The 24,298-nt window shown below is 49.6% G+C and carries 19 protein-coding genes and 2 pseudogenes; 8 read left to right on the top strand and 13 right to left on the bottom strand.

Annotated features, from left to right (window positions below; all coding sequences use genetic code 11):
* Window positions 1–57: 57 nt before the first annotated feature.
* From AC534G_RS25650 to AC534G_RS25640, 3 genes are all read right to left on the bottom strand, one after another.
* Window positions 58–567, bottom strand: coding sequence for a transcription termination/antitermination NusG family protein (locus AC534G_RS25650; protein WP_048227623.1), 510 nt, complete (start codon window positions 565–567; stop codon window positions 58–60).
* A gap of 283 nt (window positions 568–850) precedes the next feature.
* Window positions 851–1,111, bottom strand: a complete 261-nt coding sequence (locus AC534G_RS25645) for a helix-turn-helix transcriptional regulator (RefSeq protein WP_048227622.1) — start codon at window positions 1,109–1,111, stop codon at window positions 851–853.
* 451 nt (window positions 1,112–1,562) lie between these two features.
* Window positions 1,563–2,246 carry a helix-turn-helix transcriptional regulator gene (locus AC534G_RS25640; protein ID WP_255366017.1) on the bottom strand — a complete coding sequence of 228 codons (684 nt, stop codon included), beginning with the start codon at window positions 2,244–2,246 and terminating at the stop codon, window positions 1,563–1,565.
* A gap of 762 nt (window positions 2,247–3,008) precedes the next feature.
* Between AC534G_RS25640 and repA the strand changes: the two genes are divergently transcribed.
* Window positions 3,009–3,875, top strand: a complete 867-nt coding sequence (repA, locus tag AC534G_RS25635) for a plasmid replication initiator RepA (RefSeq protein ID WP_048227619.1) — start codon at window positions 3,009–3,011, stop codon at window positions 3,873–3,875.
* A 1,431-nt stretch (window positions 3,876–5,306) separates the two neighbouring features.
* Here repA and AC534G_RS25630 read toward each other — a convergent pair.
* From AC534G_RS25630 to AC534G_RS25620, 3 genes are all read right to left on the bottom strand, one after another.
* Window positions 5,307–5,591, bottom strand: a complete 285-nt coding sequence (locus tag AC534G_RS25630) for a hypothetical protein (RefSeq protein WP_053389728.1) — start codon at window positions 5,589–5,591, stop codon at window positions 5,307–5,309.
* 629 nt (window positions 5,592–6,220) lie between these two features.
* Complete coding sequence (locus AC534G_RS25625) at window positions 6,221–7,243, bottom strand: IS110 family RNA-guided transposase (protein WP_000156887.1); 1,023 nt, start codon at window positions 7,241–7,243, stop codon at window positions 6,221–6,223.
* Window positions 7,240–10,305 (bottom strand): Tn3 family transposase, encoded by a 3,066-nt coding sequence (locus tag AC534G_RS25620; protein ID WP_261452510.1) that lies wholly within the window; start codon window positions 10,303–10,305, stop codon window positions 7,240–7,242. Before AC534G_RS25620 ends, AC534G_RS25625 begins: the two co-directional genes overlap by 4 nt.
* 167 nt (window positions 10,306–10,472) lie before the next feature.
* Here AC534G_RS25620 and AC534G_RS25615 point away from each other — a divergent pair, with 167 nt between their 5' ends.
* The gene (locus AC534G_RS25615; protein WP_261452511.1) at window positions 10,473–11,114 is read left to right on the top strand and encodes a recombinase family protein; all 642 of its coding nucleotides are present in this window, start codon (window positions 10,473–10,475) and stop codon (window positions 11,112–11,114) included.
* 224 nt (window positions 11,115–11,338) lie between these two features.
* Complete coding sequence (gene acuR / locus AC534G_RS25610; RefSeq protein WP_261452509.1) at window positions 11,339–11,992, top strand: acrylate utilization transcriptional regulator AcuR; 654 nt, start codon at window positions 11,339–11,341, stop codon at window positions 11,990–11,992.
* 73 nt (window positions 11,993–12,065) lie between these two features.
* Here acuR and acuI read toward each other — a convergent pair whose 3' ends face one another.
* The 5 genes from acuI to tetR(D) all read right to left on the bottom strand — a co-directional run bounded on the left by acuI (window position 12,066) and on the right by tetR(D) (window position 16,967).
* Window positions 12,066–13,049 carry an acrylyl-CoA reductase (NADPH) gene (gene acuI, locus AC534G_RS25605; RefSeq protein ID WP_261452508.1) on the bottom strand — a complete coding sequence of 328 codons (984 nt, stop codon included), beginning with the start codon at window positions 13,047–13,049 and terminating at the stop codon, window positions 12,066–12,068.
* A 652-nt stretch (window positions 13,050–13,701) separates the two neighbouring features.
* The gene (locus AC534G_RS25600) at window positions 13,702–14,562 is read right to left on the bottom strand and encodes a broad-spectrum class A beta-lactamase TEM-1 (RefSeq protein WP_000027057.1); all 861 of its coding nucleotides are present in this window, start codon (window positions 14,560–14,562) and stop codon (window positions 13,702–13,704) included.
* A gap of 182 nt (window positions 14,563–14,744) precedes the next feature.
* Entirely contained in the window at window positions 14,745–15,302 is a 558-nt protein-coding gene (locus tag AC534G_RS25595) for a recombinase family protein (protein ID WP_001235713.1), read from the bottom strand.
* 305 nt (window positions 15,303–15,607) lie between these two features.
* Entirely contained in the window at window positions 15,608–16,312 is a 705-nt protein-coding gene (locus AC534G_RS25590; protein WP_001067855.1) for an IS6-like element IS26 family transposase, read from the bottom strand.
* A 46-nt stretch (window positions 16,313–16,358) separates the two neighbouring features.
* Window positions 16,359–16,967, bottom strand: a complete 609-nt coding sequence (gene tetR(D), locus AC534G_RS25585; protein WP_023352616.1) for a tetracycline resistance transcriptional repressor TetR(D) — start codon at window positions 16,965–16,967, stop codon at window positions 16,359–16,361.
* Between the two features lie 95 nt (window positions 16,968–17,062).
* On the opposite strand from tetR(D), the gene tet(D) reads away from it, so the two are divergent.
* The 3 genes and pseudogenes from tet(D) to AC534G_RS25570 form a co-directional block, all read left to right on the top strand.
* Window positions 17,063–18,247: a tetracycline efflux MFS transporter Tet(D) gene (tet(D), locus tag AC534G_RS25580; RefSeq protein WP_001039466.1), complete on the top strand. Its 1,185-nt coding sequence runs from the start codon at window positions 17,063–17,065 to the stop codon at window positions 18,245–18,247.
* Window positions 18,248–18,341: 94 nt separating this feature from the next.
* The gene (locus AC534G_RS25575) at window positions 18,342–19,451 is read left to right on the top strand and encodes an S-(hydroxymethyl)glutathione dehydrogenase/class III alcohol dehydrogenase (protein ID WP_000842134.1); all 1,110 of its coding nucleotides are present in this window, start codon (window positions 18,342–18,344) and stop codon (window positions 19,449–19,451) included.
* Window positions 19,452–19,472: 21 nt separating this feature from the next.
* Window positions 19,473–19,895 (top strand): annotated as a pseudogene (locus AC534G_RS25570) (alpha/beta hydrolase-fold protein); the annotation flags it as partial.
* A gap of 45 nt (window positions 19,896–19,940) precedes the next feature.
* Here the strand turns inward: AC534G_RS25570 and AC534G_RS25565 are convergent.
* Complete coding sequence (locus tag AC534G_RS25565; RefSeq protein WP_001067855.1) at window positions 19,941–20,645, bottom strand: IS6-like element IS26 family transposase; 705 nt, start codon at window positions 20,643–20,645, stop codon at window positions 19,941–19,943.
* A gap of 55 nt (window positions 20,646–20,700) precedes the next feature.
* Between AC534G_RS25565 and mobA the strand changes: the two are divergent.
* Both mobA and AC534G_RS25555 read left to right on the top strand, forming a co-directional pair.
* A pseudogene (mobA, locus tag AC534G_RS25560) lies at window positions 20,701–21,018 on the top strand (mobilization protein MobA); the annotation flags it as partial.
* 12 nt (window positions 21,019–21,030) lie between these two features.
* Window positions 21,031–21,615 (top strand): mobilization protein MobX, encoded by a 585-nt coding sequence (locus AC534G_RS25555; protein WP_023281055.1) that lies wholly within the window; start codon window positions 21,031–21,033, stop codon window positions 21,613–21,615.
* Between the two features lie 42 nt (window positions 21,616–21,657).
* Here AC534G_RS25555 and AC534G_RS25550 read toward each other — a convergent pair whose 3' ends face one another.
* The gene (locus AC534G_RS25550; protein WP_023281054.1) at window positions 21,658–24,294 is read right to left on the bottom strand and encodes a DEAD/DEAH box helicase family protein; all 2,637 of its coding nucleotides are present in this window, start codon (window positions 24,292–24,294) and stop codon (window positions 21,658–21,660) included.
* Between the last annotated feature and the right edge of the window lie 4 nt (window positions 24,295–24,298).

Genomic DNA, 24,298 nt, shown 5'->3' with positions numbered 1-24,298 from the left:
AAGGGATGGAGTGATAACTGGTTAAGGCCAGTTTAAGAGGCTACGGTAAATTACATTTCAAAACCCCCATGCATCAGCATGGGTGATCATATCGAACAACATCGCTGTCCTGGATATTGGGTGTTCCATTTTTTCTAGCTGTGTCAGGCGTTTGTACTGACTTTTTGTAAGCCAAATATTTGATGCAACTTCCAGTTCATCCCTTGCTGCAGGGTGATGGGTAGGGTCGGGATATTTTTTCATTAATGCTTCAACCACCCTTGTGTTCACTGGGGTGATTTGGCTACCGAACTTCACAAAATCGCAGAAGGCTGAGTGCGCCCTAATAGTATCTATCTTTTGAACATCAAAATTGGCTTTTAGGAAAAAATATCCAGGAAAAACTGCAGATACCCTTTTTCTGAAAACATGCGGTGCATCAGCACGACGTATTTTCGTTAAGGATAATGGCGTCCAGGGAGTAATTCTCCTGTCGTGTAGCCAGCCGAATAATTTCTCGCGATTTTTGCCCCCCGTAATATAGAGAGCAAGATACCATTGTTGGTTACATACAGTCTCAATATTCATTTTTGAACGCTTCGCGCAGAATTGATCCATGACGGGATAATTCAATGTTCAACGGGGACGAACATACTCAACCATGACGACTAACAGTCTTACTAACAAACACTTAAGTTTGCCTGCTGTATTGGGGGTCTCATAGCTCAGAATGCTCTTGTAGGGTAGACCCTCAAGTAAAATTGGCGGCAATACTTAAAGGTCTGCGCGTATAATTCTATCCCAGTAAACCAAAGTAAAGTGTAAATAGTCCAAGTCTTAAAAATGCACCCTTAAGGGGTGCATTTTTTGATTAATTTGTGATCATTAATGAAATCATAAAAAAATATGAGCGTGACAATATTACTGCCCGCATTGCATCGTTGCTTTTTAAGTTCAGAGCCTTAGTGCTTCGCTTAAGATGTGATCGGACCGTTTCAACAGAGATATTGCAAATGTCAGCAATGGATTCATATGTATTTCCGTGTGCATACAGAGTCACAATTTCTAACTGTTTTTTGGAAAGTTCAGGAAAAACGCTATGCAGGGCGTTAATAGTGTTCTCATTAATCATTGTGAAGTCCCCTGGCAAATCAGTACGTAATAAATTTACGCGTAAAATGCATCTCCCTTAATGGGGAGAAACCCCATTGAACATGTTGTGATATGTGGTATGGATTAGGGCGTTCTGTTTAGAGAACACATCAGCTACAAGGCATTGAAAGCCAAGTTTATTTGCTAAGGGGGATTGAGAATTCTTTGATAAGTTCTTGAGCATTGTAGATGAAGCTCCCGTGTAGATATGATATCGGCTACCACGGAGTTCTCACGCTCTGGTGGCAGCCCAGGCAGGGGTGAGAAACCGGCCTACACGGTACCGGCCAACCTTACGGTTGCCCTACCTGAACCGCCATTACACAGATGTGCTGGTTCAGTACACAAAAAAACACGCTATGCGTGTCTATGTGCACGTGTAGATACGGGTTCTCACGCCCGGTCACAGGATTTACTATGACTGTTGAAGACTACTGTTTGCTTAGTGATGAGTCAACTAGATACGCATCAGGATCAGCTCTGAATAATCGAAATCTCGGCTTTAAAAATCGAGGGGGGATATAGGCATCCCAGTTATTCTTCTTGCAAACTTCTATTAGCTCGGCCCCTGACGCGGTCCCGGTTTTCTGCAGACATCTGCTGATTCTGTGTTCTACCGCTTTTAAAGAAGTCCCTAATATCCGAGACATAATTTTCCTGCTGTATTTAAGAGATATTAAAAAAATGACTTCCCATTCAGCATTAGTAAATATCTCGGACGGTACCCTATATACCAACGATTTGGGAACGTCTCCCGACAGTAAGCTATCTGGTCCAAAAATATCAACAGGTCTTACCTGAAGCATAGTACCGGAACAGATCCCTTCATCGTCATAATAGGGCCGGGACTCGAAGTACAAAGCATGTATAGAGTTGCTCTCACCTATTGGATGCGTAACGATTGAAGAGAACTGGTCTTCATGCTCCATAACAAGTTCTTCCTGATTGTGTATTCGCTGTGAAAGGTAAGCTAAGGATGTAGGAAGTTGGTCTAATGTTTTACCTACAATAGGATAATCATAAGGGAGTTTTAATAACCTAAGAAAGGCTTGGTTTACTGCTACATACTGCAGGCTACCATTCTTGATTGTCATAGGTTCCCTGCTGTTGGAAATCAGGTTTAAGACCTGAGGAGCAAGTTGGAATTTTTTTTTGAAGAAATGATTTTAGACATCATCCGCTAATGGCCGTATCTATTTGAATTTTAGAGGTATATTCTGTGTGCGGATGTACTATATCATGTAAAACTACACTTAACTGAGTTTGATCAGCGATCATAATATTAGTTAATGATGCTTTTAAGTGTCTGATTGTATGCTACGATACAATAATTCGTAGGTGCTATCTGTAAACCAGGAGGAGTTATGGCACATCCGATACATTGCACGAAAGTCGCTGGTATCACGGAGTTCAAAAGGGATCCGTTAGGGACTGTCGAGTCAGCAGAGGGTGATGCTATTGCTATTCTGAATCGTAGCGCGCCGGCGTTTTATCTTGTACCACTAGAGCTTTTCGAGAGCTTAAAACGAGACGCAGAAGCGCATCGTTCCAGAAGTGAAGCTTAATCCTGGTGCTGGAGAGATCCTAAAAATTGATCCTGCATTGTTGTGGTGATAAAGTCGGTGAACTTATTGTTATAAATGAATTTATTAGGTTGTCACGCCTTAGAAGGTGACAGGTTCTGGCAGGTTAGTTAACTAAGCCCAGAAAAGCAAAAACCCCGATAATCTTAGATACTTGGCGGCATCGCGAGATTAACGGGGTCCTTAACAAATCATGCAGAAGTTGTTGCTTCTGTATGGGAGTATAACCCGTGCGCGAAAAAAGACAAGAGATTCCGTGCTTACTCCTTCTGTGCAACATAAGCGCAGGAAGTAGTGAGTAAGCAGAATTCTGAAGCTACTACACTTTACCGCCAGGTAAAAAATCCGAATCCAGAGTTCATTCCTGAAAAGGGAAAGAAAACCCTGCCATTCTGTGAAAAAATTCGCGAGAAAGCTGTTGGCTTCACTCAGCGTGCAGAGTTTCAGGCTCTGGTTGCTATGCTGATCGCCCGTGGTGAGCGCAAAAAGCGCCCTCCAGTGTTGCGCATACGGGCTCTGGAAGCAGCTGTTCAGGCAATGTGCCATTATTTTAATCCCCTGGCTAATCGCGTTGGTTCATCGCTTACTACCATGAGCATTCGCTGCGGGCTGGCCACGGAAAAAAAACGTCTGTCGATCACCCGCCTGACGGGGGCTCTGAAGTTTCTCGCTCAGCTCAATCTCATTACCTATAACACCGAATACGACAAAGAAATTGGCTGCAATATCCCCACAGACATAACTTTCACGCCGCTGATGTGGCAGGTACTGGGAGTGTCTGAGGAAGCAGTTGCTGCAGCCCGTCGCAGCCGTATCGAGTGGGAGAACAAGCAACGTGAGAAGAAAGGGCTACCTCGCGCCGGTGCAGATGAACTTATCAGTGCAGCCTGGTCATTCGTGCGTGAACGCTTCCGACAGTATCATAAGTCACGTTATGAACACGGCATGAAACGGCACAGGGCGCGTAAGGATGCTCCCCGAACGCGTAAAGAGATTGAGCAACTGGTTCGTCTGCAGCTCCAGAAAGAAATCAGTAAGGGCCGCTTCTTCGGTACTCTTGATTCGGTGCGCGACGAGATAGAACGTCGTGTCACTGAGCGAATGAAGCTCTCGCGTGGCCATTATGCTCGACTCGGTGATGCCTTGCTCGTCACAACTTAACGCCTGCTAATACACAATCTATATGACCTGGTGCCCTGGCGCCGGTTTACGCCTGCCTGCTTTACAGCTTGTATTGCAGTTTTCACCTGTCCAAGTCCCTGTTTCAGGTCTCTGAATGACATACTCGTCCTGTAGACCTCGGGGTGAATAAACTTAAACAAAATCCGACCTTGGTTGGTCACACATTTCTGTGACCGATCGCCCAATGTTTCGCCGCTTTTCGTTGTTCTTCTACTTATCCACACAAACTACAAGAGGCTATTGCTTCAATCCACTGGAAGGATATCGTTCAAACCACTAAATGGTTTCTTTACAAACTACGATGATCCTTTTAAACACCCGATCTTCTTTCTTTTAAACTTCAGTTATTACTTACTTTTAAAAATAAAACCTATTCAGCACCTGTCCTGTGGACATGTGTATAACGCCCGCCCTTGCAGCGGACGCTGTCCGCGCCGGTTCGGTTCAGGCGCTTTGCGCCTTAAAGTAGCTCCCGCCAAAAATGGCGGGCAGGGTGCAAAACTTTATAAACTGCCAACATCTGGTAACTGACCTTCCAAATCTTCAACTCATCACACAAACTCACCACTGAAAAGCGCCGCCACCCGGCCCAAAGGGCCGGAAGACATCGCTTTTAATGATGGATGTTGTAACTAGATTCTGAGCTGCTTTAATTTATACTGTCGACAGGTCCAGGATAACACGCCCGTAAGCGGTCCTAACGGCCCGCTAACGCGGAGATACGCCCCGACTGCGGCTAAGCCTTGTCGTGACCACTCCGACGGCGCACATAGCTTTCTGTACAGCCTGTTTGCGGATTATGGCTTAACAGGGGGAAGGGATGGATTGGTGGAACCTATCAGAACTGTAACCGGCTACGCCGGGCAACGGCGCCACTCACTTTCAGTGTAATATTTAACATCTGTTGGCGCCTTTATGCCGCCACGCGGCATAATTATTCTCCGTTTATACCGGTAGCCGCTGGAACTGCCGAAATTTCCGTTGAGCATAAATTTTAGCGTTCGACAGCATGTGTACAAAAGACCTCGTCAACAAGACAACAAAGTAATAGCTGTTTGTAGCGTAAATATTCAGGGGTGATATTTATGGGTTAGTGTTTTTTACGGGACAACTACAGTAATATGTGATACCGATGCAGTGGATATTATTAACGGTATCGACTATGTATCAAATAGCTGGATAAAAGTAATAGTTGAATAAGGTATCAATACCCGTAATCTTACGTTCAAACCACCAAAATGGGGGGTATCATGTGCAAACTAAACAAAGTTCCTCTCAGAGTACTGGATGATGAGGAAAAGAACTACGCGCTGAACGAGGGAAAGTTTGGGATAGGGTTTTGAGGGAGTACAACGTGTGGCATAGCTCAGGTGGCGAACAAGCGTCCGCCATCCCTAAAAGGTATGGGCTTCAGATGGATTGTTTTCTCGAATTCTTATACTTTGTAAAAATAACTTTGTTGAAAACAATATTAATAACCCAGCAGATAAGCACTCCTAAAAAAGCTGCACCATAGATGCGTTGGTTCGGATCTGTAATCCAGTTTAATGGCCACACCGCATCAATTTGCGAATTATTATTTGACACAATTAGTTGAATTTCAGATAAACATGCGTAAGAAAAGGAAAACGTTATTACATACAGGACTGCAAAATAAAATGGTTTAGGAAAGGTTCTGTCACTCTTCTTATTCATTTTAGAACTCCTGAGGAAATTGTTAATGATATATATTTAATTAGACTTGTTTCTACTGCACATATATAAATTTATAGGTTATGTTCTGATATGTCCATTAGTTTTAACTTAAGTGCATTTTATTTCCGTCAATATATATCTGCGTGTTGCTATGTATAACAGGAAAAGAAAGGAGAAGGACGCGCACTGGCACTGGCAGTCAAATCGGCCGCCTGGCATCGTGAGAACTCGTAGCACAGGATGCAGGCATTTTCACACAGGCACAGGTAATCGGTTTCCCCTGCTGTCGGCAACGTTCGGATTCAGGGCGTCATTGAGAGAGCCTTATCCCTGATGTTGGGGTCAGTTTGGATATCGAAAATTATTGTACTATAAGGACTTCCCCGGCATGTCAAAGCCGGTATTTATGGTTTCTGTCTGCTCTTCAGTAAAAATAAAGGGGAGAGACTGCGGTACTATAAACGGCCATGATGAATCGTCATCGATTCGGGCCCTGATGAAAGACGCGCGTGAGGTTCTTGTTCGTTAAGCGGATACGTATATCCTGTACAATAGCCAGATAGGCCTCACGGGGTCTAACCCTTTATCATCAACGAATTGCAGGTCAGATGGTTATACAGCTTCGAGCTTTAGTTGACTGAGTACAGCCGGAAATCATCACCGTAATGTAGTGATGCCCAACACAGCCGCGCATTTTTGGCGGCGATGGCCACAACAGCCCGCCAGTACCCTCTGCGCTCAACCAACATACAAACCCAACGGCTGAATGAGTCAGTCCTTTTCCCGGCGCCAATAAGCACTGAACGAGCCCCCTGAACCAGAAGCGTTCGCAGATACGAATCACCGGCTTTTGTGATCCTGCCGAGTTTCGACTTTCCCCCGCTGCTGTATTGTGATGGCGTCAGCCCCAGCCAGGCTGCCAGTTGACGTCCATTTTTAAAATCATGTGCATTACCGATACTGGCGACCAGTGCACAGGCCGTTGTGGGACCAACGCCCTTTAGCTCCATCAGCCGCTGACTGCGATGATCTGTTTTGGCTATGTGGGACAAAATTCGGTCATATTCAGTGATGTTAGCTTCAATGCGATCAACGTGTTCCATCAAATCATCAACACATTGCTGAACCTGAAGCGGTAAAGAGCTCTTCTGCACAGAAACCATGTGGCGCAGGGCATCAGCACTTTGTGGCGCGATGACACCGAATTCAGATATCAATCCTCGCAGACGATTATACGTTGCTGTTTTCTCTTCGATAAAACCCTGACGGGTACGATGTAAACACTGCATGGCCTGCTGGCTTTCGTCTTTCACTGGTACGAACCGCATATGCGGACGACGAACAGCTTCACAGATAGCCTGAGCATCAGCTGCATCATTTTTTCCTGATTTTCCGGCCATACGATAAGGCGATACAAACTTAGCAGCCATCAGACGTGGCTCATGACCATACTGCCGAAACAATCTTGCCCAGTAGTGAGCCCCGGAGCATGCTTCCATCCCGATAACACAGGGAGGCAAACTTGCAATTAACTCAGGAAGTGCAGCACGCGATACTTTAGGCTTAACCAGAACAGTTCTACCATTTTGATCAACACCGTGAACAGCAAACACATTTTTAGCAAGATCGATACCGACAGTCGTGATAGTCATAACGAATTCCTCCGGGACGATGTGTACCCCATGATTGCACAAGAGTTAATCAGGCGCATAATCAGGGGAAGTCCCTTCCATTCGTTAAGGCTATTTTTTGACCTTTCGACTTTAGCGGGTCTCAACCGACGAAACTTACCGGAAGCCGGTATCCTGTTGCTTTTCCAGATATAATCCCCTGTCAGATTAATGTGCTCCCAGCCTAACGGCGACAAATGTGACAGCAGTTGCTCGTTGATCTTCACCCCTTTACGCTTCAGGGCATCGATCGCCCTTTCCATATAGACGGTATTCCACAGTGAGATAGCAGCCGTCAGCAGCGTAAGCCCACTGGCGCGATAACTCTGATTTTCCGGTTTTCGGTCCCTGATTTCACCCAGCCGGTGCAGGAATACCGCCCGCGCCAGCGCGTTACGGGCTTCTCCTTTATTCAGCCCCGCCTGTACTCGCCGACGCAGTGTAGGATCGCGGAACCAGTCGAGCATAAACAGCGTTCGCTCAATGCGGCCAATTTCTCTCAGTGCTTTGGCAAGTCCGTTTTGCTTGGGGTAGCTGGCCAGCTTTTTCAGCATCAGAGATGCTGTCACGGTTCCCTGCTTTATCGAGGTCGCCAGACGCAGCACTTCACGCCAGTGAATTTCGATCTCTTTCAGATTCAGGCTGGTCGTTGATATCAGTGACTGAAGCGCCGGGTACCGGTCTGCTTTCCCTTGGATAAACAGCTTCTTGTCGTGGAGATCCCTGATTCGCGGACAGAACGCAAATCCCAGCAGATGCATCAGGGCAAAGACATGATCGGTGAAACCCGCTGTATCGGTGTAATGCTCCCTGATTTCCAGGTCGCTTTCGTGGTACAGCAAGCCATCGAGAACATGGGTTGAATCCCTGACTCGACTGATTATGCAGGTATAAAACGGGCTGTATTGATCCGAAATATGGGTATAAAACTGACGTCCGGGCTCCTGCCCGTATTTCGGGTTAACCTGCCCTGCGTAGCGGCCTGAGCTGCCTGTTCTGAAATTTTGTCCGTCTGATGATGACGTTGTCCCGTCTCCCCAGAATGCCGCAAGTGGTCTTTTCCCCTGCGCGTTTACCAGCTCTGCAAGGGCGGCTGAATAGGTTTCGTCGCGGATGTACCATGCCTGGATATCTTCCAGTGATGATTTGGTGCTTCCGGGGCAGGCTTCCGCCATTTTGGTCAGACCAAGATTGATGCCATCCGCAAGGATGGTGGTGAGGAGCAGGCGGGTATCGGGACGGGTAATGTCATTTTTTATATGCGAAAAATGTCGGGTAAACGTCGTCCAGCTGTTTACCTCATCGAGAATTTCCGTGATTTTAGGACGCGGTAGCATGCTGTAAACCAGCTCTGCCAGCGGTGAAACCTGCACCGGGACGCAATTATCCAGCGGAGATACTTTTACTCCCCTGTCAGATATTTCCACATCGGGCAGCTCACCAAGGGCAGCCATGGCATTGACCTCTTCAAGTCTGGACTGAAGCAGGGTCATACGGCTGGTAATGTACTCATGATAATCAGCAGATACGGGCAGGGGTAGCGCCGGTGTGAGTTTGTCAAAGTCCTTTTCGGGAATGAGGTAATCATCAAAGTTTTTGTAGCGGCGTGAGCCTTTAACCCAGATGTCCCCGGAGCGCAATGCCCCCTTAAGCTCGCTGAGCGCACAAAATTCATAGTACTGCCGGTCAACACCCGCAGGTGTAATCACCACCTTGCGCCAGCTTTCAGGGACAAACTCAAGCGGCGCTGTCGCCGGAACTTTACGTGACTGCTTCCGGTACATATCCTTGATCACAACCAGCGCATCAGCCAGAGGTTGCGCTGCCGGGGTGGCGACTAACTGTAAAGCGGATAACATGCGCGGGGCATATTTCCGTAATGTGCTGTATTTCTCAGTAATAATATGCAGCGGATCAAAATTATTTTTCCTGGCGAGATGGCGTGTTTCCTCCAGACTGGCGACAAATTCAGGCCATGGCAGTATGTTTTCTATTGCGAGCCATGGATCGCCACCGGAATCACGGGCTTCAGACAGTGCCTGGCCGACATCGATGTACTGCCTCAGTTTTGACTGGATCAGCTTTCCGGTCTGCTGAAGGCGCTCAGCCTGTGTTCTTTTGGCTTTGCTGAACAGGCTGTTCAGCATGCGTTCATGCAGCTCAATCACTTCATCTGTCAGTGTGGCTCGGGCTTCTTCCAGCACGCACACCAAGATCGCATGACGCCGGGCTGCTGAAAATCGGGTCAAATCCCGGCTACTCATCTTCCGGCCTTCCCGCGCCAGTTTCAGCAACCGGTTCTGGTGAATGGTACGATCTATACCTTCCGGTAACGCCAGCGATTCAATGCTACTGAGCCGATCAAGGTGTTGTAGCACGTTCTTACCATTGATTTTACCTGGCGGTTGCAGAAGCCATGTCAGTCTGGAAAACTGATTATCTGAGGACTCAAGTAAACGATCAAGGGCATCCCTGTGAGCCGGAGTTAACGGGGCATTCAGGGTCTGAAATACGATTTTATCGCCGCCAGCCATGGCCTCCGCACAGGTACGCTCCACGACATCAATCGCGGGGATTATCACGTTGTTCTTCCGGAGCCAGACCAGCAGTTCTTCGGCCAGGAGAATACCTTTATCGGTGCGCGTCGCCATCGGCAGCAGGTGTGTAATACAGTCCTGCTGTATTTTGCCGGTGAACGCTTTTACGCCAAGATAGCGGTACAGTTCGGTTAAATGCTCGCGCCGGGTGGTATCCCTGCCGGAAAGGTAAGCAGGCCAGAGATCCCCGGTAAGTTTTAGCCTGCTGGCGATATGCTTCAGCAGCGCATCAGAGGGTGGGATTTTTTTATCCGGTGCAAAGCCGACATTTTTCAGATAGCAAAGAAGGACGGCAAAACCAAAACGGCTGGCAGGTTTACGGTGAGCACTGATAAGCGCCAGATCATGCTCACTGAAATAGGCCATTCGTGTCAGCGTTAACTCATCGTCCGGTAATGCCAGTAATGATTCTCTTTCCGACAGAGAAAGAATCTGCCTCCTTGCCATATAGTTTCCCTCATAAATTATCCGATGCGGTATTTTTAGCAAAAATGGTTATCGCATAAGGGTACACCCTGATGCCATAACTAAAACGTGACCTCACACGATGAATGACATAACCTATATGCGATAGAGTTAATGCAATAACCTAAATGCGACAATGCGGTGAAAAAATGTTCATCAGAGCTTATTTGAGAGCATCAACGGAAGATCAGTTCGCGGATCGGGCAAAAGAGATGCTGGAGCAGTTCATTCAGGAGCGGGGACATAAAATCGCCAGCTATTATCGTGAAAACATCAGTGGGACAAAACTTGATCGTCCTGAGCTGGGACGCTTACTGATGGACAGTCACCGCAATGATATTTTGCTGGTTGAGCAGATAGACCGCCTGACCCGCCTCAGTAATAGCGACTGGATGACGCTGAAAAAGCAGATTGAACAACACGAACTGCGGATTGTCAGCCTGGATGTTCCTACGTCATGGCAGGCGCTGTCAGATAAAGCCCCTTCACAGGCTGATCCGATTACCCGCGCCGTGATAACTGCCATCAATAATATGCTGATAGATCTGATGGCCGCAATGTCACATAAGGACTGGCTGAGTCGCCGCCAGCGGCAAAAACAGGGAATTGAGCGCGCACATACGCTGGGGAGATATCGGGGCAAACAGGCCGATCAGGAGCGGCACCAGAAAGTACTGTATTACCGGCAGGTCAAGAAACTGAGTATTCGCGAAACCGCAGATGCAACGGGCTACAGTGCTTCACAGGTTTGCCGGATACAGGCACTCTATAAAGATAATGAATCAGTCTGAAAAGCAGTAATAACGGTGTTTATTCGCAGCCATGGTGTAATAGTTAGGTGGCCATAAACCTTTTTGACTGCCAGAGAAGCTGCTATGGCGTGATGGGGGCAGTACAGGTCATTGTCCAGTTTCCAGAAGCCACCATAATGTAAACGCGAGGGAGGATAAGCTTATTGAAGCTGTCGTGCAAAATTACTTATTCTTTTCTATTAATAAAATGCAGGGGATAAGCCATGGCTGGTGAAATTCGCGGACGAGGAAGACCTCGAAAAACAGAAGGTACCTATGCAGATACGCGAAATGATCTTATCCGCAGCGGTCTGGAGTTGCTCACTCAGAACGGTTTTCTTTCGACCGGCGTGGACGCCATTGTCAAAAATGCCAGTGTTCCCAAAGGCTCATTTTATTACTACTTTAAGAGTAAAGAGGAATATGCACATACCGTTCTGGATGCCTATGACCGTTTTTTCGCGCATAAACTCAAAAAACATCTTCATGAATCACCCAGCGCGCCAATGGTACGTCTGGAAAATTTCATTGACGATGCCTGTGACGGGATTAAAAAGTACAACTTCACCCGGGGCTGCCTGGTTGGCAATATGATGCAGGAGAGTCCGGGGCTTCCGCTATCTTTTATAAAACAGTTACAGGATATACTTGAGAGCTGGCAGGCACTTGTGGCCATCTGTCTGTCTGAAGCTTTATCTTCGGGCGAAATATGCTCAGATTTGAATAACAGACAACTGGCAGCCATTTTCTGGAGTGGCTGGGAAGGTGCAGTTATGCGTGCCAAACTTTATTGTTCAACCCAGCCGGTGTACGATTTCTGGGGCTATTTCAAAACTTCTGTGCGCTATCAGCCGTCGCCGGAAGTGACGGCTGAATAGTAAAAAAAGGGGCCTGAACCGGCCCCTTAAAAATTCAACATTAATCCCCGGGCTGACCCTGGCATCCATCGAATTAGCTACATTGAATCACTGCCCGGCCGCGGATCCCGCCACTCAGAAGTTTTTCGGCCACATTGATGGCATCACTGAGCGGATAAACAGAGGTCAGGCTATCCAGTCTGGACTCTGGTAAATACTGTACTGCCTGCAGCCAGATCGCCGCTCTTTTTTCTTTAGCGAACATGACACTGTCAATCCCTTTCAGCGTGACGCCACGCAGGATAAACGGAGCCACATTCCCCATGAGTTCCATCCCCTGTGCCATGCCGCAGGCTGCAACAATACTGCCATAACGCACCCCGGCGCATGCATTGCAGAGCGTATGGCTACCGACAGTATCAATGGCGGCAGCCCAGCGTTCTTTCTGTAACGGTTTTCCGGGGCTGGAAAGCTCGGAACGATTGATAATCTCGTCCACACCGACCGTTTTATAGAGCCAGGCGGCTTCTTCCGGGCGACCAGTAGACGCCGTTACGCGGTAACCCATCGATGCAAGGATCATGGCAGCAATACTTCCGACACCTCCGCTGGCACCGGTAACAAGTATCGGACCATCTTCAGGTTTAACACCATGATTCAGGAGTGCGTCTACACACAGCATCGCGGTAAAGCCAGCTGTTCCGATTGCCATTACGTGTTTGCTGTTAGCGCCAGCCGGTAGCGGCGTCAGCCAGTCTCCTTTTACCCGTGCTTTTTCGGACAGCCCGCCCCAGTGTTTTTCCCCTACACCCCAGCCGGTCAGGAGGACCTTATCTCCGGCCTGATATTCGGGATGTGAACTGGCGGACACCGTACCAGCAAAATCAATGCCAGGCACCATTGGAAAGTGTCGGACGATTGGGCCACGGCCCGTAATGGCCAGTGCATCTTTGTAATTGATGGATGAATAATCAATGTTGACCTCCACATCCCCCTGCGGCAGCTCACTGTCGGCGATTTCAGCAAGTTGCGCACTATAGCGTTCGTCTGTTTTGTTGATTAATAAAGATTTAAACACTTTAACCTCGTCTGTCTGGTCGTATGGCGTTCAGCTAATGAGTTGAAGACAAATAATATTGACCGATCGTCTAATAATCAACACTACTATCGCAGTGTTTTGTCAACACACAAGAATTATTATTACTTTCATAAAGTTAAAAGATGATTTCTTGATCAATATCAACCGAGTTCGGTTTTCTTTAATGTCGGAGAGGTAAAGTTAGCGTTTATGCAGAATGCCCATTCAATGCTTCAGGGGCATCTGATGATGAGATAAAACAAGCGGCCTTTTAGGAGGAAAAGCTATTCCATATCTCATGTGTACAAAAAACAAGCTTAACGTACAATAATTTTCGATATCCAAACTGACCCCTGATAGAGAAGGGTTTGCTCGGGTCGGTGGCTCTGGTAACGACCAGTATCCCGATCCCGGCTGGCCGTCCTGGCCGCCACATGAGGCATGTTCCGCGTCCTTGCAATACTGTGTTTACATACAGTCTATCGCTTAGCGGAAAGTTCTTTTAGGGGTCTGACGCTCAGTGGAACGAAAACTCACGTTAAGGGATTTTGGTCATGAGATTATCAAAAAGGATCTTCACCTAGATCCTTTTAAATTAAAAATGAAGTTTTAAATCAATCTAAAGTATATATGAGTAAACTTGGTCTGACAGTTACCAATGCTTAATCAGTGAGGCACCTATCTCAGCGATCTGTCTATTTCGTTCATCCATAGTTGCCTGACTCCCCGTCGTGTAGATAACTACGATACGGGAGGGCTTACCATCTGGCCCCAGTGCTGCAATGATACCGCGAGACCCACGCTCACCGGCTCCAGATTTATCAGCAATAAACCAGCCAGCCGGAAGGGCCGAGCGCAGAAGTGGTCCTGCAACTTTATCCGCCTCCATCCAGTCTATTAATTGTTGCCGGGAAGCTAGAGTAAGTAGTTCGCCAGTTAATAGTTTGCGCAACGTTGTTGCCATTGCTGCAGGCATCGTGGTGTCACGCTCGTCGTTTGGTATGGCTTCATTCAGCTCCGGTTCCCAACGATCAAGGCGAGTTACATGATCCCCCATGTTGTGCAAAAAAGCGGTTAGCTCCTTCGGTCCTCCGATCGTTGTCAGAAGTAAGTTGGCAGCAGTGTTATCACTCATGGTTATGGCAGCACTGCATAATTCTCTTACTGTCATGCCATCCGTAAGATGCTTTTCTGTGACTGGTGAGTACTCAACCAAGTCATTCTGAGAATAGTGTATGCGGCGACCGAGTTGCTCTTGCCCGGCGTCAACACGGGATAATACCGCACCACATAGCAGAACTTTAAAAGTGCTCATCATTGGAAAACGTTCTTCGGGGCGAAAACTCTCAAGGATCTTACCGCTGTTGAGATCCAGTTCGATGTAACCCACTCGTGCACCCAACTGATCTTCAGCATCTTTTACTTTCACCAGCGTTTCTGGGTGAGCAAAAACAGGAAGGCAAAATGCCGCAAAAAAGGGAATAAGGGCGACACGAAAATGTTGAATACTCATACTCTTCCTTTTTCAATATTATTGAAGCATTTACCAGGGTTATTGTCTCATGAGCGGATACATATTTGAATGTATTTAGAAAAATAAACAAATAGGGGTTCCGCGCACATTTCCCCGAAAAGTGCCACCTGACGTCTAAGAAACCATTATTATCATGACATTAACCTATAAAAATAGGCGTATCACGAGGCCCTTTCGTCTTCAAGAATTTTATAAACCGTGGAGCGGGCAATACTGAGCTGATGAGCAATTTCCGTTGCACCAGTGCCCTTCTGATGAAGCGTCAGCACGACGTTCCTGTCCACGGTACGCCTGCGGCCAAATTTGATTCCTTTCAGCTTTGCTTCCTGTCGGCCCTCATTCGTGCGTTCTAGGATCCTCCGGCGTTCAGCCTGTGCCACAGCCGACAGGATGGTGACCACCATTTGCCCCATATCACCGTCGGTACTGATCCCGTCATCAATGAACCGGACTGCCACGCCCTGAGCGTCAAATTCCTTTATCAGTTGGATCATATCGGCAGTGTCGCGGCCAAGACGGTCGAGCTTCTTAACCAGAATGACATCACCTTCCTCCACCTTCATCCTCAGCAAATCCAGCCCTTCCCGGTCTGTTGAACTGCCGGATGCCTTATCGGTAAATATACGGTTTGCTTTCACACCTGCGTCTTTGAGTGCTCTGACCTGAAGATCAAGAGACTGCTGACTGGTTGAGACCCGAGCGTAACCAAAAAGTCGCATAAAAATGTACCTTAAATCGAATATCGGACAACTCATGTCTATTATTACAAATTTACGATTTAATAGACATATTAATGTAACAGTTTTACGATGTCCGATAATTTATAACATTTCGTACGGTTGGAAAAATGTTACTAAATGCCCGTCAGGCAGGGAGGCCGATATGCCCGTTGACTTTCTGACCACTGAGCAGACTGAAAGCTATGGCAGATTCACCGGTGAACCGGATGAGCTTCAGCTGGCACGATATTTTGGCACTGTTGCAAAGTTAGCGATGAGGCAGCCTTTTGTCTTATTCAAAGGCCTTACATTTCAAAAACTCTGCTTACCAGGCGCATTTCGCCCAGGGGATCACCATAATAAAATGCTGAGGCCTGGCCTTTGCGTAGTGCACGCATCACCTCAATACCTTTGATGGTGGCGTAAGCCGTCTTCATGGATTTAAATCCCAGCGTGGCGCCGATTATCCGTTTCAGTTTGCCATGATCGCATTCAATCACGTTGTTCCGGTACTTAATCTGTCGGTGTTCAACGTCAGACGGGCACCGGCCTTCGCGTTTGAGCAGAGCAAGCGCGCGACCATAGGCGGGCGCTTTATCCGTGTTGATGAATCGCGGGATCTGCCACTTCTTCACGTTGTTGAGGATTTTACCCAGAAACCGGTATGCAGCTTTGCTGTTACGACGGGAGGAGAGATAAAAATCGACAGTGCGGCCCCGGCTGTCGACGGCCCGGTACAGATACGCCCAGCGGCCATTGACCTTCACGTAGGTTTCATCCATGTGCCACGGGCAAAGATCGGAAGGGTTACGCCAGTACCAGCGCAGCCGTTTTTCCATTTCAGGCGCATAACGCTGAACCCAGCGGTAAATCGTGGAGTGATCGACATTCACTCCGCGTTCAGCCAGCATCTCCTGCAGCTCACGGTAACTGATGCCGTATTTGCAGTACCAGCGTACGGCCCACAGAATGATGTCACGCTGAAAATGCCGGCCTTTGAATGGGTTCATGTGCAGCTCCATCAGCAAAAGGGGATGATAAGTTTATCACCACCGACTATTTGCAACAGTGCCCAAACCCCCGGATCAGGCTCTCCAGGCCATGCAGAAAGGCCTGCTCACCATCATCACTGTCCATAATCTGCAGCGCTTCCCGCAATAGCGGCGGCAGGTTTTCGTCCGGTGCTGCAGGGCGGTCGGTCAGGGCGGCAGTATGCTCCTGCTGCTCCAGTACGGCACCAAGGGTAAAATGACTGACCGCTGAAATCGCATATAACCCGTCGCGCAGTGAAAAGCCGTTTTCTGTCATAAAGCGTAACTGGGTTTCCACCGTATCATACTGTTTTTCATCAGGGCGGGTGCCGAGGTGCACTTTTGCCCCGTCACGGTAACGCAGCAGCGCCCGGCGGAAACTCATTGCATTATTGCGCAGAAATGACTGCCAGGATTCCCCCGCCGCAGGCAGTGAATAATCATGATGACGCGCCAGGATCTCCACCGCCAGCGCATCCAGTAACGCCCGTTTATTTTTCACATGCCAGTAAAGTGTCGGCTGTTCTATTCCCAGCTTCTGCGCCAGCTTGCGGGTCGTCAGCCCGTCAATCCCTGTCTCATTCAGCAGTTCCAGTGCCGCATCAATAACCGATTCTCTGTTCAGCCGTGCCATGACCGTCTCCTCCGATTTTCAGATTGACACTCTATCATTGATAGGGATATATTCCAACTCTATCAATGATAGGGAATTAACACAGGATCTGAAAAATGAATAAACCCGCTGTCATCGCGCTGGTGATTACACTGCTGGACGCGATGGGAATTGGTCTGATCATGCCGGTATTACCGTCACTGCTGCGGGAATATCTCCCGGAAGCGGATGTGGCAAACCATTACGGCATTCTGCTGGCGCTGTATGCGGTGATGCAGGTCTGTTTTGCTCCGCTGCTGGGCAGATGGTCAGATAAGCTGGGGCGCAGACCGGTGCTGCTGTTATCCCTGGCGGGTGCCGCGTTTGATTACACACTGCTGGCACTGTCCAATGTGCTGTGGATGTTGTATCTCGGGCGGATTATCTCCGGGATCACTGGTGCCACCGGCGCGGTTGCGGCTTCGGTAGTGGCGGACAGCACGGCGGTCAGCGAGCGTACCGCCTGGTTCGGCCGTCTCGGTGCGGCCTTTGGTGCCGGGCTGATTGCCGGGCCGGCTATCGGCGGACTGGCGGGGGATATCTCACCGCATCTGCCGTTTGTCATTGCGGCAATACTGAATGCCTGCACCTTTCTGATGGTCTTTTTTATCTTTAAACCGGCGGTACAGACAGAAGAAAAACCGGCGGAGCAGAAACAAGAAAGCGCAGGTATCAGCTTTATCACACTGCTTAAACCTCTGGCGCTGTTGCTGTTTGTCTTTTTTACCGCGCAGCTTATCGGGCAGATCCCGGCCACTGTCTGGGTATTGTTTACGGAGAGCCGCTTTGCCTGGGACAGCGCGGCGGTCGGTTTTTCACTGGCGGGACTCGGGGCGATGCATGCACTGTTTCAGGCGGTGGTTGCCGGGGCGCTGGCAAAACGGCTGAGTGAGAAAACCATTATTTTCGCCGGATTTATTGCCGATGCCACCGCGTTTTTACTGATGTCTGCTATCACTTCCGGATGGATGGTGTATCCGGTCCTGATCCTGCTGGCAGGCGGCGGAATTGCACTGCCTGCATTGCAGGGCATTATCTCTGCCGGGGCATCGGCGGCAAATCAGGGAAAACTACAGGGTGTGCTGGTCAGCCTGACCAATCTGACCGGCGTGGCGGGCCCGCTGCTGTTTGCTTTTATTTTCAGTCAGACACAGCAGAGTGCGGACGGTACGGTGTGGCTGATTGGCACGGCACTGTACGGTCTGCTGCTGGCAATCTGTCTGCTGATCAGAAAACCGGCACCGGTGGCGGCCACCTGCTGACCGGCGCTATACAGGCAGCGCTGTTGTGCGGTATGGTGGACGGCATTCGTGCTTATCGCCTGCCATGATAAGCCTCAGACACAGAGGAACCGTTATGAAATCACGCGCAGCAGTCGCCTTCGGGCCGGGTTTACCCCTTGAAATTGTTGAAATTGATGTGGCACCGCCGAAGAAAGGTGAAGTGCTGGTGAAAATCAGTCACACCGGGGTATGCCATACCGATGCCTACACGCTTTCCGGTGATGATCCGGAAGGTCTGTTCCCGGTGGTGCTCGGCCATGAAGGTGCCGGGGTGGTGGTTGAGGTCGGTGAGGGCGTGACCAGTGTGAAACCGGGCGACCATGTGATCCCGCTGTACACCGCCGAGTGCGGCGAGTGTGATTTCTGTACCTCCGGTAAAACCAACCTCTGTGTTGCCGTCCGCGAAACCCAGGGCAAAGGCGTGATGCCGGACGGCACCAGCCGTTTTTCGTATAACGGTCAGCCGCTCTATCACTATATGGGCTGCTCGACATTCAGCGAATATACCGTTGTGGCGGAAGTATCACTGGCGAAAATCAATCCGCAGGCCAATGCGGAGCAGGTTTGCCTGCTCGGCTGCGGCGTGACCACCGGGATCGGCGCGGTACACAATACCGCGAAGGTACAGGAAGGGGATTCTGTGGCGGTATTCGGCCTCGGCGGTATCGGGCTGGCCGTGGTGCAGGGCGCACGTCAGGCAAAAGCGGGGCGCATCTTTGCCATCGATACCAATCCATCCAAGTTTGAGCTGGCAAAACAGTTCGGCGCCACAGACTGCATTAATCCCAATGATTATGACAAACCTGTTCAGCAGGTGCTGGTCGAAATGACCAAATGGGGTGTGGATCATACCTTTGAATGTATCGGCAATGTCAATGTGATGCGGTCGGCGCTGGAAAGTGCGCACCGTGGCTGGGGGCAGTCGGTAATTATCGGGGTGGCGGGTGCCGGAAAAGAGATTTCAACCCGTCCGTTCCAGCTGGTGACCGGCCGGGTCTGGAAAGGCACGGCGTTCGGCGGCGTGAAAGGGCGTACCCAGTTGCCGGGAATGGTGGAAGATGCCATGAGCGGCAAAATCGAGCTGGCGCCGTTTGTCACGCACACCATGGAACTGGATAAAATCAATGAAGCTTTTGATTTGATGCACGACGGCAAATCCATCCGCACAGTCATTCATTACTGATAACGTATTCAGGGAGATACTATGGAACGGATTGAACATCACGTCTGTTTCGGCGGCAGCCAGGAAGTCTGGCGTCACCACTCTGCGGTGACCGGCACGCCGATGACTTTTTCCGTGTTTCTGCCGCCGCAGGCAAAAACAGAGAAATGTCCTGTGCTGTACTGGCTTTCCGGGCTGACCTGCAACGAGCAGAATTTTATCACCAAAGCCGGGGCACAGCGTTACGCAGCGGAACACGGCCTGGTGATTGTCGCGCCGGATACCAGTCCGCGCGGCAGTCAGGTGGCGGATGATAAAGAGTACGATCTCGGCCAGGGTGCCGGGTTTTATGTCAATGCCACACAGGAGCCGTGGAAAGCGCATTATCAGATGTATGATTATATTCTGAATGAGCTGCACACCCTGGTAAGCGGGCATTTCGGCACATCGGAAAAACGGGCACTGTTGCAAAGTTAGCGATGAGGCAGCCTTTTGTCTTATTCAAAGGCCTTACATTTCAAAAACTCTGCTTACCAGGCGCATTTCGCCCAGGGGATCACCATAATAAAATGCTGAGGCCTGGCCTTTGCGTAGTGCACGCATCACCTCAATACCTTTGATGGTGGCGTAAGCCGTCTTCATGGATTTAAATCCCAGCGTGGCGCCGATTATCCGTTTCAGTTTGCCATGATCGCATTCAATCACGTTGTTCCGGTACTTAATCTGTCGGTGTTCAACGTCAGACGGGCACCGGCCTTCGCGTTTGAGCAGAGCAAGCGCGCGACCATAGGCGGGCGCTTTATCCGTGTTGATGAATCGCGGGATCTGCCACTTCTTCACGTTGTTGAGGATTTTACCCAGAAACCGGTATGCAGCTTTGCTGTTACGACGGGAGGAGAGATAAAAATCGACAGTGCGGCCCCGGCTGTCGACGGCCCGGTACAGATACGCCCAGCGGCCATTGACCTTCACGTAGGTTTCATCCATGTGCCACGGGCAAAGATCGGAAGGGTTACGCCAGTACCAGCGCAGCCGTTTTTCCATTTCAGGCGCATAACGCTGAACCCAGCGGTAAATCGTGGAGTGATCGACATTCACTCCGCGTTCAGCCAGCATCTCCTGCAGCTCACGGTAACTGATGCCGTATTTGCAGTACCAGCGTACGGCCCACAGAATGATGTCACGCTGAAAATGCCGGCCTTTGAATGGGTTCATGTGCAGCTCCATCAGCAAAAGGGGATGATAAGTTTATCACCACCGACTATTTGCAACAGTGCCGCTAAAACAGACGCAGAAATCTGATCCCGAACAGGACGCCGTTTCCGGCAGGGTATTCGATTTTGAAAAAGAGCCGGAGAAGCTGAATGCACTGGTCAGCGATGCCATGAAGGACATACAGGAAGAAATTGACCTTCAGTCCCTTGTTAACGATGCGATGGCGGAGTTTCAGGAGATACATCAGGAAATGGAACGGCAGAAAGAGCGGGCGAGACTGGCGGAAAAACAGCGTCAGCAGGAGAAAGAGCGGCAGCGCATTGCCGAACAGAAACGACAGAAGCCCGATAAAGGCTGGTCATTCTCACGATAAGCAGGATTTGATATGAGCGACGAAATTAAACAGATTGCTGCCCTTATCGGGCATCATCAGGCGCTGGAAAAACGAGTGAGCACGCTGACTGAGGAGTTTCAGGCTGCCTCCGTGCAGTTACAGCGGCAGAGCGAAACACTGAGCAAGGTTATCCGGGAGCTGGACAGTGCGTCCGGTAATATGACCGATACAGTCAGAAAGTCTGTCAGCTCCGCTATGAATCAGGTTACGCAGGCGTTAACACAAGCCGGCACTGAGCAGCAGAAGCCCGCCGTGAATGCCCTTAATCAGGTCGTGAAAGCAGCTAATGACTCCGTTAACGCCATGCGCCGTGAAATGTATCGCTATACGTGGAAATCGGCGATTTATCTTGTGCTGACGATATTCTTCGTCCTGGCTTGCTGTGTGACGGCACTGACATGGTTTATGAATGACGGGTACAGCCGGATTGCTGAAATGCAGCGTATGGAAGCTGTCTGGCAGAAAAAAGCGCCGCTGGCTGATATCTCTACGTGTGACGGAAAGCCCTGCGTTAAGGTGGACACCCGCACCACGTATGGGGATAAAGAGAATACCTGGATGATTATTAAGAAATAAAATAACGGAGCATTACGCTCCGCTATTGGGTGTTGTTGCGACCTACAACGGCAGGGAGAACGAGGCGGTTTCGAGCGATTCTCCCTCATTCAGCCTGTTCTGCATGTCGCTGACGAAGGCATCCATCTGACTGTTGGCAAAGAATTTAATCCCGACCAGCCTGACGTCCTCATTTTCATCAATCACAATGCGCTCCCTGTCATTCAGCGTTTCCAGCATCTGCTCTTTCCATGCGTCATCCAGCAGCCGGTCATCCCCCTTTGGCTCAAGGAACACCTGCCAGTAAGTGTTGTCCGAATGGCGCGTCAGTATCATGATGAAATCCGGCATAAACCCGCGCACGCCGCCGAACTCCGTGAGTTTAAAGCGCGTTGACTGCTCGTCGTTACGCAGTACGTAAATGTCGTCGTAACGCGCTTTCAGCTTCGGCATGAATGCTTCCAGCGTTTTCACAAGGCGATGCTCAAGCTGGTTCAGTATCGCGTTATCGTACACGTACCATTTTTTACCGATGGTCGGTGCGGTGGTGATTTTCTGGTTAATGACCACCGACGGGTCAATGTGCAGGCTGTAGTCTTTAATCACCTCCTTCACCGGCTGGCTGATAAAGCGGTACGTGCCTTTCACCTTCTGGTCATTGCGGCGTATGTTCTCTGAGATGCGCAGCAGCACAGTTTCCAGCAGGTGCAGTTTCTCTTTTGCCGGTACAGAGGAGAAATCCAGTGACTGCGGTACGGTGACGGTGATTTTTAGCTTGCCAAGATAGGCGTCACTGCGAATAAACTCACGGATGCCGGTCAGTTTCGGGAAGAAGCGTTGCAGGTTATCCAGCGCGTAGAAGCTGATCCTCTGCATCGCCTTGCGGTAAAAACGCTCGTCCAGTACCAGGGGTTCCGGTTTTGTTATGACTGCCGTTGCGCCCGTCAGGTTGTCCAGCGACTCCTCACCGGCGGTCTGATACGGTATCTCAAAGCGTGTTTCCAGCGAGTAGGTTTCCCAGCGCCGGCTGCTGCTCTCAATCTCTTCCACTTTGTTGAAATACAGCTTACCCGTCTGATAGACCGTGGATTTCTTGAAGTCTTCTTTCAGTCTGGCGTGTTCAATCGTGCCGCTGCCATCCTGATGCACGTCAATGTCCGCCTGCTCTAATGATGCGTGCAGCGTTTTTATATAAGCTGGTTCATTGATGGTGTGATAGTGCAGTTGCTCCAGCACACTCAAATCTTTCGCGCTGTTATCAAACCGGCGGGTGAAGCTGCGCTTACCGTCATAAACGAACGGGTAGTAACGCGCACCACGCCCGATAAGCTGCGCCTCGCTGTCCGTGCCGGTTTTGCTGCTGCTCGCCTGCTCGCTGATGCGGACAATGTCGTAGAGGTTGAGCACGTCCCAGCCTTCGTTGACCTTCGCCACGGCAAAGACGGCTCTCACCGGATTATCGATGTTTTCCAGTGTGTTCAGCAGGACGGGGTTTTCTTCCAGCAGGTCTGACTTGTTGACGTTCAGCAGGTTGAAGTCGTTAAAGTCTTCCTGAATCTGTTGGATAACCGTCACTAAATCGCTGTCAGCGTAACGCTGAATCACTTTGTGCCAGATACTGGTGTCAGAGCTGAGCTGTACTCTTTTGTTCGCCAGGTGGCGTCTGACGCTCTCAGGCGTCATTGCCGCAATCAGTTGCGAAAACTCCTCCTGCTTCGCCTTTGATATCGCAATCTTGTTCGACTTGAACAGAATGACCGGCTTGAAGCCGGTGATGCCGTTATCTGCTGCTGTCAGTTTACGGTACTGGCTTAACAGTACCGCATCGAGCATCTTGTCACCGTCATTCTGGTTGGCTTCCAGCAGCATGACTTTCTTCGAATAGCCGTCTGACATGAACTGCTTCAGGTCATACTGATAAACCACTTTGTCACGGTATTTTTGCCCGATATCTTTATTTGCCAGGTCAATGGTGGCGGTGAACTCGAACAGCCGGTTATCCGGTCGCAGGTCGAGGATGTTCTCAATCGTGCGTTCCCAGGTCTGCTCCTCGTTCTCCGGTGAGGTTTTCGACTTTCCTCTGGCTTTGGTGCCGGCGTTGAAGTGATGCGCCTCGTCACCAAGCAGCACAAGCGGAATTTCCTTCAAATCCTCGTAGGTGATGCTGTTCTCACGATAGCTGTTCAGCTCATCGTGCATCTTATGGATGGTTGAGAGCTTAAGGTAAATCGTGTTGCGTTCCGGTACGGACGGGAACGTCTCCACCGGTGCGATGGTGATTTTTTCCCCGTCGATTTCCAGCTCCTGACTGAACAGGTACTTCGGCGACTGCGGATTCAGCAGGTTCTCACGGGTTTTCTGGATAATCGCGTCGGTATGCACGAAGAAGATGAAATTCTGATACCCGTACTCTTTAAACAGATAGAGTATCGTCCCCGCCATCACCATCGTTTTCCCTGCACCGGTTGCCATGTGAAACAGCAGATGACGGTAATGCAGCAGCGCCTCTTCACGTTTACGCTGCGTGTAATGCAGGTAACGCAGTGCACCGTGCTGATACGGACGCAGGGCATCCTTCAGATTCGCCTGAATGTAGTCCGGCGTCTGGTAGTTATCGTGGAACAGCCCCGGTTCATCAAATTGCTTCAGCTTGTTAAACAGCAGCTTCTCGCTGCCGGCTGAGGTCGGTTTCTTCGCCATGCCG

This window comes from Citrobacter sp. CRE-46 (genome assembly GCF_059615875.1).
The sequence above is the reverse complement of the archived record's forward strand: the minus strand, read 5'-3'. Positions and strand labels throughout refer to the sequence as shown.